The 16,095-nt window shown below is 62.6% G+C and carries 14 protein-coding genes and 1 tRNA gene; 5 read left to right on the top strand and 10 right to left on the bottom strand.

Going from position 1 to position 16,095, the window contains the following annotated elements; all coding sequences use genetic code 11:
• Positions 1–106: 106 nt before the first annotated feature.
• From AB4048_RS21415 to AB4048_RS21385, 7 genes are all read right to left on the bottom strand, one after another.
• Entirely contained in the window at positions 107–5,995 is a 5,889-nt protein-coding gene (locus AB4048_RS21415; protein ID WP_442204006.1) for a PLxRFG domain-containing protein, read from the bottom strand.
• Positions 5,996–6,004: 9 nt separating this feature from the next.
• Positions 6,005–8,815: a hypothetical protein gene (locus tag AB4048_RS21410; RefSeq protein WP_442204005.1), complete on the bottom strand. Its 2,811-nt coding sequence runs from the start codon at positions 8,813–8,815 to the stop codon at positions 6,005–6,007.
• A 45-nt stretch (positions 8,816–8,860) separates the two neighbouring features.
• Complete coding sequence (locus tag AB4048_RS21405) at positions 8,861–9,292, bottom strand: hypothetical protein (RefSeq protein ID WP_442204004.1); 432 nt, start codon at positions 9,290–9,292, stop codon at positions 8,861–8,863.
• Between the two features lie 63 nt (positions 9,293–9,355).
• Positions 9,356–9,679 (bottom strand): hypothetical protein, encoded by a 324-nt coding sequence (locus tag AB4048_RS21400; protein ID WP_442204003.1) that lies wholly within the window; start codon positions 9,677–9,679, stop codon positions 9,356–9,358.
• 11 nt (positions 9,680–9,690) lie between these two features.
• Entirely contained in the window at positions 9,691–10,101 is a 411-nt protein-coding gene (locus AB4048_RS21395) for a hypothetical protein (protein ID WP_442204002.1), read from the bottom strand.
• 148 nt (positions 10,102–10,249) lie between these two features.
• Complete coding sequence (locus tag AB4048_RS21390) at positions 10,250–10,675, bottom strand: hypothetical protein (RefSeq protein WP_442204001.1); 426 nt, start codon at positions 10,673–10,675, stop codon at positions 10,250–10,252.
• 36 nt (positions 10,676–10,711) lie between these two features.
• The gene (locus AB4048_RS21385) at positions 10,712–11,629 is read right to left on the bottom strand and encodes a hypothetical protein (RefSeq protein ID WP_442204000.1); all 918 of its coding nucleotides are present in this window, start codon (positions 11,627–11,629) and stop codon (positions 10,712–10,714) included.
• 173 nt (positions 11,630–11,802) lie between these two features.
• Between AB4048_RS21385 and AB4048_RS21380 the strand changes: the two genes are divergently transcribed.
• A complete protein-coding gene (locus tag AB4048_RS21380) occupies positions 11,803–12,345 on the top strand; it encodes a DUF5710 domain-containing protein (RefSeq protein ID WP_442203999.1) in 543 nt (180 codons plus the stop codon).
• A gap of 99 nt (positions 12,346–12,444) precedes the next feature.
• On the opposite strand, the gene AB4048_RS21375 is transcribed toward AB4048_RS21380, so the two are convergent.
• Both AB4048_RS21375 and AB4048_RS21370 read right to left on the bottom strand, forming a co-directional pair.
• Positions 12,445–12,714 carry a DUF982 domain-containing protein gene (locus AB4048_RS21375; RefSeq protein WP_442203998.1) on the bottom strand — a complete coding sequence of 90 codons (270 nt, stop codon included), beginning with the start codon at positions 12,712–12,714 and terminating at the stop codon, positions 12,445–12,447.
• Between the two features lie 53 nt (positions 12,715–12,767).
• Positions 12,768–13,202: a hypothetical protein gene (locus tag AB4048_RS21370; protein WP_442203997.1), complete on the bottom strand. Its 435-nt coding sequence runs from the start codon at positions 13,200–13,202 to the stop codon at positions 12,768–12,770.
• Between the two features lie 412 nt (positions 13,203–13,614).
• Here AB4048_RS21370 and AB4048_RS21365 point away from each other — a divergent pair, with 412 nt between their 5' ends.
• Genes AB4048_RS21365 through AB4048_RS21355 form a run of 3 tightly spaced genes read left to right on the top strand, consistent with a single transcriptional unit; the run spans position 13,615 to position 14,536 of the window.
• Entirely contained in the window at positions 13,615–13,845 is a 231-nt protein-coding gene (locus AB4048_RS21365) for a hypothetical protein (protein WP_442203996.1), read from the top strand.
• Entirely contained in the window at positions 13,842–14,345 is a 504-nt protein-coding gene (locus AB4048_RS21360) for a hypothetical protein (protein WP_442203995.1), read from the top strand. Before AB4048_RS21365 ends, AB4048_RS21360 begins: the two co-directional genes overlap by 4 nt.
• Positions 14,342–14,536 (top strand): helix-turn-helix transcriptional regulator, encoded by a 195-nt coding sequence (locus AB4048_RS21355; RefSeq protein ID WP_442203994.1) that lies wholly within the window; start codon positions 14,342–14,344, stop codon positions 14,534–14,536. Before AB4048_RS21360 ends, AB4048_RS21355 begins: the two co-directional genes overlap by 4 nt.
• Before the next feature lie 143 nt (positions 14,537–14,679).
• Here the strand turns inward: AB4048_RS21355 and AB4048_RS21350 are convergent.
• Positions 14,680–14,755 (bottom strand) — tRNA-Thr (locus tag AB4048_RS21350).
• A 258-nt stretch (positions 14,756–15,013) separates the two neighbouring features.
• Between AB4048_RS21350 and AB4048_RS21345 the strand changes: the two genes are divergently transcribed.
• A complete protein-coding gene (locus AB4048_RS21345) occupies positions 15,014–15,787 on the top strand; it encodes an NAD kinase (protein ID WP_442203993.1) in 774 nt (257 codons plus the stop codon).
• Positions 15,788–16,095 lie beyond the last annotated feature (308 nt).

The following is a 16,095-nucleotide window of genomic DNA, read 5'->3' as shown; positions in this document are numbered from 1 at the left end:
GTCGAGGCGATCCTCGCGCTGATTTGCAGTCAGTCGCGACCACGGCTTCTTGCCAATTTCGGAAAGGTCCTTGGCCTCGTACGCCCAGGAAAAATGCCACGGGATCTCAATTGAATTCATATTCGACCACCTTCTTGCGCGGCGGATGGTCGGCCGGGTTGAGCGAGCGACTGCGGCGGGCGATATCGGCATTCTTCTTTGTGATCTGCATGTCGCCGGCGACCTTTTCCTTATCTTTCATGAGATCCTTCTGCCGGCGCTCAAGGCTCTTGTCGGTGATCTGTGCATCCTCCGGCACGGTCTTGTTGTACTGCTGGATTTTCAGCCACGCCTTGTGTTTCTCACCGTAATTCGGCGCGTCCTCGAATGACTTGCGCAGATTGTTGTCGCGGACTTTTCGGAGTTCGTTCTGAGCGTAATTGTAGGTTCGCTGCCGCCGCAGGTCGGCTTCGCGCGTCGGTTGCAGTCCAATGCCCTTGGCGATCATTTCGATTGGCGAATAACCCTCGGCAGTGAGCTGGTCGCCCTTGGCGTTGGTCGGGCCGCCGCGGCCGGCGCGCACGAGGTTGGCGATGAATTTCGGCGTCAGCGCCTCCGCCGCCTTGCCGACGTCGCCGTGCAGCAGCGCCTTACCAGCATCCACCGGGGAGACCAGCGTGTCGCCGGGTGCCCCGAGAACCTGCTGGCCGAGCCAGTTGGAAATGCCCTTGGCGTCCATGCTCTCCGGCTTGCCCTGCACGATCAGATCGCCGAAGCCGATGCGCTTGGCGACGTCGACGGGACCGAGACCGGATGGCAGACCGCGCATAATCGAGGCAGCCATCTTGTGGCTGGCGCCCTTGCTCAACCCCATCTCCTCGGAGAACATGCGGGTAAACCATTCTTCGATCTCTGCTTCCCACTCGCGCGGTGGCTCACCCATCGCCAGCGCGAGCGCCTGCATGAACGTGCCGGCGACCATTGCCAGTGGGTGGCCGGAAATGCCAGAGGCGGCGAGCGTGACGACATTGGCGGCGGCGAAGATGCGACGCCATTCCTTCCGCTGCTCCGGCGTCATGTTTTTCGACGCGAACACCGAGCGCATCATTCGCGCTATGCCGACAAGAGAGTTGGCGGTGAAGCGCTTGAACTGCAGTGGGAACTTCGCAAGGCCGCGCTGCTTGAATGCCGGGGCGCCGGTCGCGTGGGTGCTGTCGAACTGGCTCTGGCGGACGGTGTCGCGGGCATACTCCACCGCCTGAGCGTGGGTGTCGCCCTTCTGCCGGGCGATGCGGTAGGCGGCGACCGCGGTGATCGACTGGTTGCGGATATCGACGCCGATGCGCAGCTGGCGGACGATATCGGAGAGCGGTTCTAGAATGCGGTTGAGGCCGCGCTGTTCGCTCGGGTCCAGTCCCTTGATGTCGGTGGCGCTCTCGCGTGACAGCAGACCGACATCGGCCAGGCTATCGAGCATCTTCTGCAGGTCGCGTCCGTCCTTCTCCTTGCCGACGGAATTGCGAACGTCCTCGAAATGATCGCTGCGGCCGAGGCGGGCGCCCTCACCTTCCTTACCGGCGAGACGGCCAGCGGCAGCAGCACCTTTCGACAGTGCCTCGCCAGCGGACTTGGCAGCATCGCCATAGGTCTTGCCAGTGAGTTTCGCAGTGTTGATCGCCTTCTCCGCCCGAACGATTTCCATGTAGGCGCGGATCGGGTTCGAGCGTCCCATGAGGCGCGGCGCGCCCATCAGATACGGCTGGGTGAGATCGACCAGCGCCGAGGCGATATCGCCGAGCCGCGTCAGGTAGGAGACGTTCAACGCCGCCTGGAGATTGTTCTCCAGTGAGCCACGAGTGGTATAGTGGTCATTAGGGTTCGACACCCGCCGTTGCCATTCCGAGATCATTTGCTGGCGCGCCAGCTGCCCCTTCGGATCGGTGTGAGACTGCTCCTCGTCGGAGTAGCGCATGCCGCGCATGCCAGTCTCAAGCTCGGGCAGCGCCTCGAGCTTGGCGATAGCGCCGCTCGATGCGTCGGAATAACGATCGGTGACCGCGCCGATATTGCCCTCGGCACCGCTGACGTTCTTGCGGTGCAGACGACGGGCTGAGGCAGCGTTGCCGGCAGCGACCGAGGCGACGGCGTCGCGCATCGTCTTATCCAGCAGCTCGGTGACGCTGTCGTCGGTGCCAGTGTCGCGGAGGTCGAACAGTGCCTTCTTCAGGATCTCGTCGACATTGGCGGGGATGAGGTCGTCGGTCTTGTTCTCTTCCCGCTCCTGCAGGTGGACGTCGTCGGCATGCTGCGTCATGTGCTCGTGCGCCGCCTCGGCTTCAGATTGGGTGTTATGCAGGCTCATGCCGCGGCGCTGCACCTGGACCTCGAACTGCACGGGCGTCGTCAGCGCATCGAATTCGCCCGCCGTGACTTCCCTGCGAAATACTGGTTTTCCATCAGGACCTTCCTTGAAGGCGCGGATCTGGCGGATGTTCAGGCCGGTGTTAGGGTTGCCATCGCTCACTGTCGACTTGACGAACTGATCGACTGCCGATTTGTCGCCGGTGAAGATGTCATCCAGGGTCTTGCCATTGCGGTCTTTCGCCCACTGCCCGCCGTTCGGCAGCTGCATGCGCTCTTTCCAGTGAACGGCGAAATTTCCCTGCCGCACGAACGGCAGGTACGTCCCTGGGATTTTGCCGCTGTCGATTACCTGCTGCAGGGCCATGCGCACCGATGGCGACAGCATCTCGGCGTCGGTCTTCGTCAGTTGCTTGTTGATGACGCGGTCGGCCAGCTGCTCGGCTTCGACGTTGCCAGTCGGGGGCGGCGCCCGGCCGGCGGCGCGCTCGCGCTCGTTATTGCGGTCGAGCACCTGCCGCACCAGGGCGACGACACGAGCACGGGTCTCATGGGCCCGGCGCTCGGCAAAAGCAGTCTGCAGATCTGACCAGAGTTGCGCGATCTCGGGATCGGACTTCACCAGCGCATCGTAGCGGGCAGCGAGCGCCTTATGCGCCTGGCGACCCTGATAGCCATCCTTCGTGAACGTGCCGCCGAGGTGGGCGTTCTCCGGGGCGTTCGCCGGCTTGGTCGGGTCGACCTTCAGCGACGAGGCATCAGCCATCAGCTGCCCCATCTCAGCGTACGCCTCCGGGTTCCTGCGGCGCAGGCGATCGAGGCGGTCAACAATTTGCTTGAACGGCCGCGTTAGGCGCTCGCGCTTTGCATGCTCGCGGGCGCGGGTCTCGCTGACCTGCCGCATCGGGTTTTGCTCAGTCCGCGCCTCCGGGTCGATATGGTCGGTCCAGTCGAAACGCCACTCGTTGTCGGTGGCGAGATCATGGTCGGCAACGAACTGCCGCAGCCAGCGACGTGTCTTGGCGCCCCCGGACTTGAGGATATGCCGCAGTGACGCCCTGACCGCGCGGCGTAGAATTCGCGTCGCCTTGAACTGCGGCGTGCCCGGCCGTGCGGCTGGCCCGCGTGGGCCGCTACCGCCGCCACGTTTGCTGCCACCGCCACCTGCTGCTGTCGCTCGCTCGAGCGCCGGGTCGGGGAGTTTGCCTACAGTGTCGGCTTCGCGGCTCAACGTCTTGGTGATGATGTCGTCGAGCTGCTTGTTCAGCGCCTCATTGTCTTCGTTCTGGGTCGGCTCAGCGCCCTCCTCCGTAGCTTGCTCGGGACTGAGCGCGTCCTCGGCGATGCGCGAGCGCTCGGCGCGGTCGACGTCTTCCTGCAGCTGCTCTGGCGTCTTCACTCTGGGCTGAGTTGCCTCGGCGGCAAGTCGCTGGCGGCGAGCTTCGCGTTCGGCGGGAGCGTTGGCAGCGGCTCGCTCGACAGCGGCAGTTTGCGCGCGCATGGCGTTGAGGTGCTTCACTGCCTTGTTGACCACCGCTCTCGATGCCTGCTTCAGCGGCTGCTGGCGAATGAACTCGTGCGCGGCTTCGAGATCGCGCTGGATGCGTGGATCGTTCGGATCGTCGTAGCGGCTTTGGATATCAGCGGCGATGTCGTCAAAGGCCGCGCGCTGGGTCTTGGACAGTCCCTCGCCTGGCGTCACCGCTGGTGTGACTGGCGGCGCTGCTGGCGCGGCTTGTATCGCCTCGGCCGGCTGGGGAACGAAGTCGTCTACCGGCTCGCCGACGGTGAACGATCCGTCTGGCGGGGTCAGGCGTTCGAACGTCTGCTGCGTCGCCGATCGCGGCTGCACGCGTTCCGAGACGACATCCTCGTCGGAAGAGGCAGGCAGGGTCACCGGAGGGGCCGTGACCCTGCCCGTGGGTGCCCCGCTCGGAGGGGGCACCTGGCCAGGAGCCGAGGGGCTAAGGGGCAGCTCGGCTCCGGCACTTGGTTGCGTAGGTGGACTTGTTTGCGGAGATGGCGTCGCTGCTAGTCCACCTGCAGGTGCGTTGCGGCGCGCATCGGATGTCGCCTCATCAGCGGCGTTGTGCGCATCGATAGCGGCGCTGACGTCGGCGCCGGCGCTCATTGGGCTCGCCTGTGGTCCCTCGATCGGGTGGAGGCTGATTGCCACTGCAGGCGGTCCGGCAGGCGCGGGCGTTGGGGTCAAGGCGGCTGCAGCGTCAGGGGCAACCGGCCCGATCGTCTCCGGTTGGGTCGATTTCGCCGCTGCGGCTGCGGCCGGCGAGCCCGGTATCACCGGCTCGACGCGATTGTATTCGGGGGTTAAGTGCTCAAAGCCAGGCTCCGCTACCCCGCCATCGGTCGGGGTTTTGGACAACGGTGCGTCGGTGCTCGTAGGACCGGCTCCGGCGGGCGGAGGCGGCGTTGACGCATTCGTGCCACCTGGTGCGGAGGTGCCAGCGTTGTCTGTGGGGATGACGCCCGTTTCGGTGCTCGAAGGTGTCTGTGTGCTCTCACCGGGTTTCAGCGCGTGATACGTCTCATGGCCGCCGCCGAAGAGGCCGCCGCCGAGGAAACCACTCACTGATGCATCAAGGACCGAGAGGGCGCGTTTGGCGAGATCGAGGTTGCCGCCGGCCAGCACCGTTGCGGTTTCCTGTATTAGCTGCTGCGCGCCCTCGGTCGCGCTCTCCGCCGCGCCGTGGCTCGCCGCCGCCTTGGCGATTGTGCTGATCACCAATTTCTTGATCGCAGGTTCAGCGACTTCCTTCGAAACACCGGAGAGCTTCATCACTTCGCCGATGCCGTAGCTGTCGAGGCCGGCGACGATCGCGCCTGTCGGGACAGCGTAGGCGGCGAGGTTCTTCTGTGTCAGCGTGCCGTCGGCGAGGAGTTTTTGGATGGCGGCGTCTTCGAGCATCCCCTGCAGGGTATCGCCAGTGTTCTGGATGAATGACGGAATGTATGAGCCGACATAGCCGCCAACGATGCCGCCAGGGACGCCGCCGCCGGCTGGGTCGATCGCCTCACCGAGCGCAGCGCCACCAGCCGTGCCGAGCGCCCAGCCTGCCGCCGTCGGACCCATCGAGCCGATCAGGGAGCCGGTCTGCTCTCCGAGATATGTGCCAGCCTTGCTCGGAGATTTGACGACATCGACAACGCTCGGTGCCTGCAGCTCGTAGCCGGCGCTGCCCTTTTTTCCGAGCGCGTCGAGGAAGTTCGCAGCTTTGCCCGCAGTGCTGTTCGGGTCGCCGTCGGAGAGCAGATTGAAGGCGTCGATCGTGCCGCCGAGCCCCTGAAGATTGCCTCCGACGCCCGAGGTGACGAGGCCGCGTATGAAGCTCCAGTCGGAGCCGAACGGCTTGTCGCCGGGCGTGGCTGACGGTGGCACAGGGATCGCGCCTTGTTGTGCAGCTGGGGTAGGTTGAAAATCGCTGTCTTCTCCGACTTTGAACGTCGGCTGGAAATCCATCTCCGCCCCGACATTGAACTTCGGCGTTGGCGCTGGCGCGGCTGGCTCAGTCCTTTCCGGCTCAGGCGACGGAGAAGCCGGCTCGGGCTCGAACGACGGCTGATAATCCATCTCCGGCCCGACAGAGAACTGCGGCTCGTAATCGGTTTCTGCGCCAATTCTGAACGACTGATCCATGACGGCCCGCTACTGTGTGATCGGTGCGAATTTTCCGGCTGGCGTCTTCACCCACCAGCTACCGGTCTTGGCGTCGCGCACGGCTCCCTGAATTGGCGGCCGCGCATCGCCTCGATAAATGTTGTTCGGGAGCGGCGGGCCACCGCTGCCGACCTGCTGAGGGGGTTGCTGAGACGAGGTTTGTGGCGGGGCGGGCGGCGCGCCGCCGCTCGGCGCTGCTGGCTGCGTACCCCCGAGCGCCGCCTGATTGTCGGGCGCCACAGGATTGGTCATCGCAGCGGTTGTCGCGTTGGCAGGCGGGGCCTTATACGTATAGCCCTCATAGCCGAGCTGCTCCATCAGCTGGCCGCGCTTGACCACCGGGAACAGGTCGGAAAGCCGCGAGGCCGCCTCGTCGCGCTTGTCCTGCAATGCCCTCAACGTGTCAGGGTCGGCGTCGGCTTCTCTCGCACGCTTAAAATCCGACTGCGCCGCATCGGCGGTTGCGCGGGCCGAGTTGAAGGCATTCTCGTCGATCGGCGGTCCACCAGCGCCGGCGGTCGGGTGCGTCTCGCGATACTGGCGATTGTCCTTGGTGTGCTCCTGGTATCGTGTTTCCTGCCGCCCTTCCTTGTCGAGCTGGTCCGCCAGGCCCTGCTCGCGCTTCTGCTGCGCGGCGACACTGCGCGCCTTGTTGTTCTCGCGGGCGTGAGCGCCGGCCGGGTCAGCGGTCCGAAATACACTGTCCCAATATAACGAGCCGTCCTGCATCGTCTTGAGCAGCTGCGGCAGTTCGTTCGGCTGCACCGTGAACGTCTGCGGTTCAGCACCTGGCACGCTGTGCGTGGCGTTGATCACGCCGGTGCGTGGATCGATATTGATGTCCATGCCGCCGCCGTCGGGGATCAGATCATACGCAGCGTTCAGGAACTTCACGGCGTTCTGGATATGCCGTGGATCGTGATCCTGCTGGAACTGGTTCAGCGCTGCGCCAGACAATGCGCCGAGATGACCGAACTGCTGCGCACCGTATTGCAATAGACTTGCGGCGCTGGCGGCAGCGTCCTTCGGCCGCCCCTGCTGCAGGTAATATTGCGTCATCTGCGCCAGGCGGGTCGCCTGCTTCTGGTCGTCGGGGATCTGGTTATCCGGGTCGATCTTCTGGTCAACCATCCGCACTTCGTCAGGCGTCGCCGCGCCCTCGCCTTGCGCGAAACGCCGTGCACCCGCTCGGATCTTATTCTGATCGTCGGGGGTGTTGATCGCGCCGTTGCCCTTCAAGCCGAACGTGTTTTGCAGGAATAGCACGCCGTTGTGCAGCGCCTCTGCGACGAGGTTGTGAGGCGGATGTTGCGGAGTGTCGGACGGGGATGCTTGCCTGGTGCTCGGATCTTCTGGTGTTGGCAGGACGCCAGACGAACGCGCAGCAGGTGCTGAGCTATCAGCGTAGACCGGGCTGGCTGGGGCGCTATCCCTGACCTGGGCTGCTGTCGAGCCTTCATAGATGCGCGGGCTTGAGGAGCCAGCGTTGAGCATGCGGGCTTGTGTGGGGGTTGCCGGCGGCGCGACGGCATCGGCATCGAGCACCATGGCGCCGTTGCGCGGCGGGGTTGGCTCGTCGTCTGGTACTACGCCGCCGGCGGCGGCGCGGTACTGCACTTTACGGGTCGCGCCGGCATGGTGAGCGCGAGCGTTTTCTTCCTCGGTGTAACGGCCGGAGGCGTCAGGCGCGACCTGGTGATAAACCCGCGAACTTTGGTTGACGACGGGCGTGCGCGCGGCAGCTTGAGGCTGTGTTGGCCGCGGCGCTGAGGTCGGAACATGCTTAGCTGGCTCACTAGCCTGGGCATGATGCGCGGGTCTTGGCGTTGGTGGCGGCACGTTTCTGCGGGGTGTCTGCGAATGCGGAAATGCCGGCGGCACGAAGCCCTGGTAATCGCCACCGCCACCGCCACCCCCTCCTCCACCGCCGCCATCGCTGGCGCCGTTGACACTCCCATCGGCGCCAAACACCGACGGGCGACCATCATTGGAGACGTAGGGCTTTGCCGTCGGCGGATTTTGCGGACCGCTGCTGACGACGTCGGGAACGTTGAATGTCGGGATAGCGCTGCGACGCGGCTCGTATTGCGTGGGGCGCGAGACGGCTGGGGTAGCAAGTGGCTGCTCGACGCTCGGAGGTTGCGCGGCTGGTTGCGGGACAAAGATTGGATTGCCCATCGTGTCGTAGGAAATCCGGTTCCACTGGTACGGTGTTTCCTCGCCGCTATCCTCGCTGTCGTCGACGAGGCCGCCATCGGCAAAGCGACGACGTCGCGAGGGGACAATCCCGCCACGCGCAAATTGCAGATCGTCGTCCTCGTCACGCTGATCCTGGTCATTGTCGTAGTCAGGGTTTTCGTCGCCGTAAGCCGGGCTGAGAACCCAGCCATTGGCTGCCGGAGGCGGCACCTGCGGGGCGGGATCGCCGGGCTGCGGGACTGGTATTTTCGGAAGCCGCGGCTTGGTCATTTTGTTCGCAGCCGGCGCGGTCGAGCCGGTCGTGGTTGGATCAGTCGCGCTGGCATTCTGAGAGGGAACTGCGATATCACCGCCCGAGGATGCGCGTGGTGTCGGCGATCTGCTGCTGGCATCGCCACGCTGGAACTGCGACAGGAACGAGTTCGCGTCGGCAAAGCGGCCGGCTGCTTCCTTGTTGCCAGGCTGGTCGTAGCCCTTGAACCCCCAGGCATTGTTCATGAGGGTCTGAGCTTCCTCCAAGCTCTTGGCGCCATTCAGCTTCTGGATAAGGCCAGGGTTCTCAGCGAGGAAAAATTGCCCCTGCTGCTGCGGCGTACCCATCTGGCCACCGTTCGCCTGCTTCAGCGCGGCAAGGCGCGGGCCGTTCTAAGACATGATGCCGCCGGCGTTGTTCTTGCCGTCGTTCCACTCGCGGTTCGCATTGTGCGGTGAGAAGCCGCTTTCATGCTTGCCGGTGGCAGCGATGGCGGCGAGCGCATAGGGGTTGCTGACGCCCTCGACGCGATGGTTGGGATCGCCGTATCCGTTCTTCACGGTATCCATGAACGAGCTGTAGACCTGATGATCGTCGACGTCCGCATTGCCGCTGGCGTTGCTCGTCGCGCCACTGCCACCACCGGAAAATGGATCGGGGATTGCTGAGTATTGGCCGGGAGTTGCAGGCAGAAGTCGACCGGTGCGGGCCCGATAATAGTCGGTCTCGGCCGCTTTCAGCTTATTGTCCGCTCGGTCGGAGCCGATTTTCGAGCCGCTTTTGAAGCCCTCGGCGAAGTCTTTCATTTCGGCTGCGAAGCTCACGGCGGTGTCCTCCTTGCATTTTCGCGAGGATACTACCTGATCTTTAAGTTAACCAGAAAAAGGTTAATTTCGACGAGCGACAGAAAGGTTGGCCGCCGAGAGCAACTGCAGCTCAAGGGTCTTGGTGCGATTGTCCATCTCCTCCAGCTCGTCGAATGTTTGGTCGAACAACGCCGTGGCGTCAGCGAGTTCCTCCTGCAGTGCCAGATTGAGATCGGCAATCGTCGCGACGTAAGCGTCCTGTGATCTGATCGATGCAAGGCTGCTCTCGAAAATCGAATGCAAGCTGGCCCGAAGCCCGGCAACTTCAGTTTCCAACGCAGCGATGCGTTGGTCCTTGACGAGGATCGCCGTTTCAAGGGCTGTTACCTGATCTTCGATGGTCATCGCGGTCTCCATCACTGCGCCCGATTGAGCATTGGAGACTGGCTCCAGCCGGAAATCGTGCCATGAATGTTGAGCAAGAAGTTCGACAAGTTGACGGACAGCGCCGTGCGATCGCTGCTGATGTCGGTAATGAACCCATGCGGGTCGGTCGCCAGCAGCGCCTGGATCATTCGCAGCACGTCATGGGCGCAGATTATTTGCGAAAAGCTGCCGGTAAAGCGAACCCGGAAAAGTGGCGGTGGTGATGGCGCCGACGGCGTCGGTTGTTGTGACCACCATCGCGGCTTTTTCCAGCAGTCGATCTGAAGGTCGAGCTGCGCCCTCGGATCGTCGCCGAGCGGCACGATGTCACTTTCCCTCATCCTGAGATATGGATCTGGCAATGCTCCGGATGATGTTGTCAGCGGCACGCCCGGCTGCATGCTCGCCGGCGGGAACGGCAGCCACGCGGGCGCATCGCTGTCGGCCGGGACCGGCGATTTTCGCATTGGAAGTCGGCGGTAGCTCAGTGCCTGGGTCATCCAGCAAGTATATCCCGGAACGACATGGCGGGCGAGATGCGCGGCGAGTTTACGAGAGCGGGCTCGGGTTACCCTCGCGTAAAAACCTGGCGTATGCCCGCGCTAGAATGACGCGCTGCTCCTCGGCGATGCCGGCATCGAGTGCAGCGAGAACGCGCGGGTACTCGGTGACGAGGTCGCGCCACGGCACGCTCGCCTCGATGCAAACGTCGACGGCTTCCGTCACCTGCTCGAACACCTCCGCGAACGCCCGCACCAGCATCATGAATTCAGGTTTCTTGGCAAGCATCGTCGCCGGCGCGATCTCCAGCAGCGCCGCGATTGCCTCGTGCGCCTCCTGAGCCCCGCGGGCGCTGCAGGCGACATCGCGGCGCAGTCTGAAATACAAATCATCATGGGTATTGTCGACCGCGAGCCTGGGGCGCCAGTCCCCTGCTGGTCGGAGCCTGGCAAACGCTTCGCGATCTTGCGGCATAATTGGTCCCCCCGAGTTGGCATTGGAAAGTATGGCTCAATCAGTCGCAGGCTTCCACCCGCGGCCCAGCTGCGGGATGAGCCAGCGCAGGCGTGGCGGGTCGCCAAGTCGATGCTCGTCCCAGCCGTCCGGGATCGTATCTTCGGCGAGCACCGCCATTTCCGCCAGCCGGCATGCCTCATCGCGGGAATGGAAAACAGGCACCAGCGGCGGACGGCACGGATCGTCATCGTCTACCAACACCGGGACACGCCAACCGGTAGGGGTCGCCTGCCCTGGGGGCACGTCGATGGGATCGACGGCGGTGGCGATGAAATACGCTCCGCCCCAGTCAGCCGGCGGCTGACGCAGCTGGCTTGGCGTCGGCAGAGCCAGCGCATCGGGCAGCAGCGTTTCCCGGCACAGCATCTCGACCCTGATCGTACAGCGCAGTTCGTGAGAAAACTTGTCGACCGTGGAGTAAGACGTGAGGGTCGTAACGTTCGGCGGCATGTTGCTGGCGAGGAACCAGCCGCAGAGGCGCGCCTCCGGATTAAACGCCCCGGCGATGCGCGATAAGGGCACGAAGTCCTGGCTTGTGTCGGGGTGTGGCTCGGGGATGAGCTTGCCAGCGCGGTAGGCGCGCTTTTCGGACGGGGACATCAGCCGCGGGTCGGGCTCGTGGATGCGATATCGGGCGTTGGTGTCGTCATGGTGATAAATCACCTTACGCAGGTCGGCATCCCAACGGCAGACGTCGGCGTCGACACGGAAATGCGGCACGACCTCGATCTCACCCAGCAGTTTCAGTGCGGACGGCGGCAGCAGTCCTTCCCCGAGCATCAGCTCCACAGTTTTCAGCGGGATGGGCCGCCCATGAGCGACGGAGGGCAAGAGGCTTGCTACGGCCGGATATTTCGCGAGGAAATCGGCGGTGAACTGGGGTGGGAGCGAGCGTGCTTGCTGGGTCTGCATGGGATTGTCCGAAAACGTTAGGGGCAGGTGCCAAGATACTCCCCACCGCGCCAGCGAGCTAGGAAGATCGAGTGGATGATTTTCAGTTTGCCCCCTCTCCTCTTGAGAAATGCTCGGAAATCCGCTTGGCTCTGGAGCGGCTTGGGCAGCGGAAGCGTGCGGGGGGGCACACCATGGCTGGCAATTTCAGCGATCAAAATATCTTCGAAATGTACGAGGCGAACGGCGGCCCTGATTTCTGGATACGGCGCACGACATGGAGCCACACCTGCGCGCGCATCATCCGCATCGGCCCATTTACGAAACCCGGCCCGTACTTCGGCAATCCGTCGGCTCTGATGGACGTCTATAGCCTCGATGGCGAATTGAAAGACGAGCTCGCGCCGGTGCCGGTCGCTGGCACCTATAAGACTTGGCGCAGGATCGAGGCGCCTGCCTGGGTGGAGAGCATGCCGCTCAGATCCCTCGACGATCCCGCGATCGGCGCCACGCTCGCAGCCCTCGACAAAAAACGCGGCAAGGGACCGGGCGGGCGCTTCACCGCGCAGGCGGAGGGCGAGCGGGTGATGCTGACGGTGCCCTTCGCCAGGAGAGACGAGGCAAAGAAGCTCGGCGCGCGCTGGTCGCCGACTGACAAAAGCTGGTGGCTGCTTGCAGACAACGCATCGGCGCTGGCGGAGGCTCGCGCCCTCGGTTTGCTTTCCGATGATGCATAGTACGAACGATTAGCCCTACTTATCCATACTGCACCCCAGTGGCAGTAAACAGCTAGATGTTGGACAGGGAAGACGAGTAAGACGATTTGTAAGAGGCAGTCACGCGCCCGGCGGCAACACATCGATGTCCGCTTCGTCGCAAGCCTTGACGAAGGCGGCGCGGGCCTCGGCAGGAGTGGATTTCCCTTCCAGCGCCGCGATGCAGGCCTGCCGGGCTAGGTAATGCGGGGAGAGCACATCGTCGGACTGGTATTTCGGGGGCCATTGGTTGAGCAGCACGCCGGCGAGAGCCTCGACGGTGCTGAGGACACTGTAATCGCCTTCACCATGCAGTGCTGCTTTCACGGTGACGATGCGCAGATGGGCCATGAGCGGTGTCTCCAGTAGTCTTCAATGGCAGGGGGATTTGTCCGAAAACGCATTCACTCACCAACCTTCACGGCGCCTAGCATCAAGCCCGGCTTGCAAGGAAACCGTTCGATCAGGGCGTTGAGGATGACGAGCGGGTAGAGGCCCGACGGATGTGAGGCTTGGTCCGGGCGCTTGTCGAGATACTTCTCGGCGATGTCCCTGATCTTCTCCGGCGGCAGCTCCTGCCGCACGGGCGCGCAGAACACCTTCGACTGCAGGCGGCGACCAGTCAGTTTGCAGGTGCGAGAACCAACAGGCTCGCAGTCCGGACGGGTGACATCGAGGTAGATGTTGAGCGTTCGGATGCCGCTGGCGGCAGCCTCTATCAGCCTCAGATCCTGTGGATTGGCGTGGCTGTTCTCCAGGAATTCCCCGACCGTCAGGTCGCTGGCATGCGCGGAAGCCGCCAGAGCCAAGCTGGCGATCACTACCCCGATCTTCTGCATTCAATACCCCAAATGCGACGATGCCCATGATGATGTTGGCATGCGTCGGGGGTGTATCGCAAGGGCGATTTTCCTGGATTTGGTACGCACTTTTTTGGGGCTTTGGGCTGGGGTTTTTGGGACTTTGGGCCCACGTGTGGGGTCTGATTATTGCGAGTGCAAACGCAATCTATGGAGGAGTTAACCGTTTTGGATTTGGGTCGGATGAGTGACGGCGAATAAAGGGGAGTAGTTGGTGGGGCAGCGTTGGGCAGGGTGCCGGCGGGGGTGTGTTTGCATCGTATATTGTTGATATTTAATATTAAATTCACAACGACAACACTTGACGAAGCCCGCACATGCTACTACATGCCGAAGACAGAACAGCGCACCACAGCTGTTCTGCGTTACCACCCAAAGGAGAAAATACGAAATGAGCGGATACCGCGATCTAACCCCTCACGAACTCGAAGTCGTCCGCGCCTTCGCAGCTGAGTACGGCCGCGAATGGAAGGAATATTTGATGGCAGCTTGGCTGTCCTATTCCTTCAAAGGTCGACACATGGGCGGCCTCGACACAGGCACGCTGCGCTGCCTGCGCAATGAGCTGGGGCATGGCTGGCTCGACGAGTTTAAGCTGCCGAAGGTCGGAGGTGCGGCATGATCCGCGCCAGTGACCTCGTGAGCCGCGAAGTGCACCACTGCATTTCGCATCTCGTCTTCACTGTCGCCGGCGGCTCCGGCGGCAACGTTGAAAGCACGACGGAACTTGCTGACCTCGCCGAGCAGGCTTTCGAGCTGTGCTCACCCCTCGACGATTTCGAAGAGGCAGCGGCGCAGGAAGGATGGGCAATCGATGGGAACCTGTTCGTGAACCATCAGCTGCAGACGACAGCGGAAGCTAGCCCTCTCGACGCTTCCGGATGGCAGGAGCTATGCGAGGAGTTCGACATCGAGCCCTACCAGCGCGAAATCTTCGAGCATTGGATCATTTCAGATTGGCTCGCCGACCAACTCGAAGCCAAGGGGGAGAAGGTCGACAAGGATTTCGCCGGGCTCACTGTTTGGGCGAGGACAACGACCGGACAGACGATCTATTGCGATTGGGTCATCGAGCAGATCGCAACGGAAGTTAACAGCTTCTCGCTGATGGGGGTCGAATGACTAAGCTCGATCTAATCCTCGTGAGGCAGGTGGAGGCGGCGAAGCTCCTCGCCGTCTCAGAGCGAACGCTCGAAGCATGGCGGGCGCAGGGCAAGGGTCCGCCCTGGCTGCGCATCGGCGAAGGCAGGGGCAAAGGTGTGCGCTATGCCTATGCCGAGCTTAGGCGATGGGCGGAAAAACAAATCAGCTAAATAAAAATCGCGGGGTCGAAAGGTCCCGCGATTTTTCTTATCCGTGGATAACGGAACACAGGAATAACCCCGCCCTTGTGTCCGTAATGTGTCCGGAACTCGGAAGGTCCGGACACAAGCGCCAGCTAAGTGTTTGAAAATTATGGTGCCCCCGGCAGGGTTCGAACCCGCGACCCCCTGATTACAAATCAGGTGCTCTACCAACTGAGCTACAAGGGCATGTTGCGATGCCAAATATCAGATTCTGATTTCGTGTAAAGGAAAAAACCGAGCTTTCCTTCCTGCCGAAGCAGGAGGTTGCGGCACAGTTCTGAGCAGCGCCACGAAAATGGCTTGTCGCGCCAACGCATTATCAATTACCTAGCCGATGACCTCTCGGATCGGAATCGGTCTTAAGACGGGATGGCGCAATTTTTGGCATGCGGCTGCGTTTTTCGTGCGTTCCTTACGCGCGGCGCAGTCTTCAAAGGATGAGCAATGGCGCGCGGACCGAAGTCTCTTTGTTTTCTTGCCTCGCAGGCGCCCGAGGCGCTTGCGGCGCGCGACGAACTCGCCCGTCTCTATGGACAGGTCGGTGCAGAAGACGCCGAGGTTATCGTGGTGCTCGGCGGCGATGGGTTCATGCTCCAGACGCTCCACTCGACGATGAACACAGGCAAGCGCGTCTATGGCATGAACCGCGGCTCCGTCGGATTTTTGATGAACGACTACCGCGTCGACGATTTGGCCGAGCGCATCGACTCGGCGGTCGAAAACGCGCTCCGACCGCTCAGGATGACCACGACGGCGGCTGACGGCTCGACTTCGGACGCGCTTGCCATCAACGAGGTGTCGCTTTTCCGGCAATCCTATCAGGCGGCAAAGCTGAAGGTCACCGTCGACGGCCATGTTCGGCTCGAGGAGCTCATATGCGACGGGCTGATGGTGACGACGCCCGCCGGATCCACCGCGTACAATCTGTCGGCGCACGGGCCTATCTTACCGCTGGAGGCGCCGCTTCTTGCCATGACGCCGGTCAGCGCCTTCCGACCCAGGCGCTGGCGCGGCGCCCTGCTTCCCGACAAGGTAACGGTGGATGTCGTCGTTCTCGAAAGCGACAAGCGCCCCGTCAACGCCGTTGCCGACAACACCGAGGTAAAATCCGTCGTCAGCGTCAGGATCGCGCAGTCCGAGCACACGACGGCGCGGATCCTTTCGGATCCGGACCGCTCGTGGTCGGATCGCATTCTGGCGGAACAATTTTCCGACTAAAACATCGTGCGCGGCGCCGTGGAACCATCCCAGGTGTAGAATCGGCATGGCGAAGGCCCCGAACCGGGGCCTCCTGGCGGTCGTCGAGGATGCAAATCACGATGCATCTGGCGCTGCTCGGCAGTTACATGAAGCTGCCCCGTTGAACTCGTTTGATGCTTTAGACCGTTTCCGCTTTGGTCTGAATCTGAGGTGATTCCCGAATCAGGATGATTGTGATTCAAGATGCTGGCTGGATGGAGGCCAGTATCTATGACCCGACCTTTATCGAACGACCTTCGTGATCGCGTTGTCGCTGCTGTGTTGAG

This window comes from Rhizobium sp. RAF56, assembly GCF_052113965.1.
Classification (GTDB): domain Bacteria; phylum Pseudomonadota; class Alphaproteobacteria; order Rhizobiales; family Rhizobiaceae; genus Rhizobium.
The sequence above is the reverse complement of the archived record's forward strand: the minus strand, read 5'-3'. Positions and strand labels throughout refer to the sequence as shown.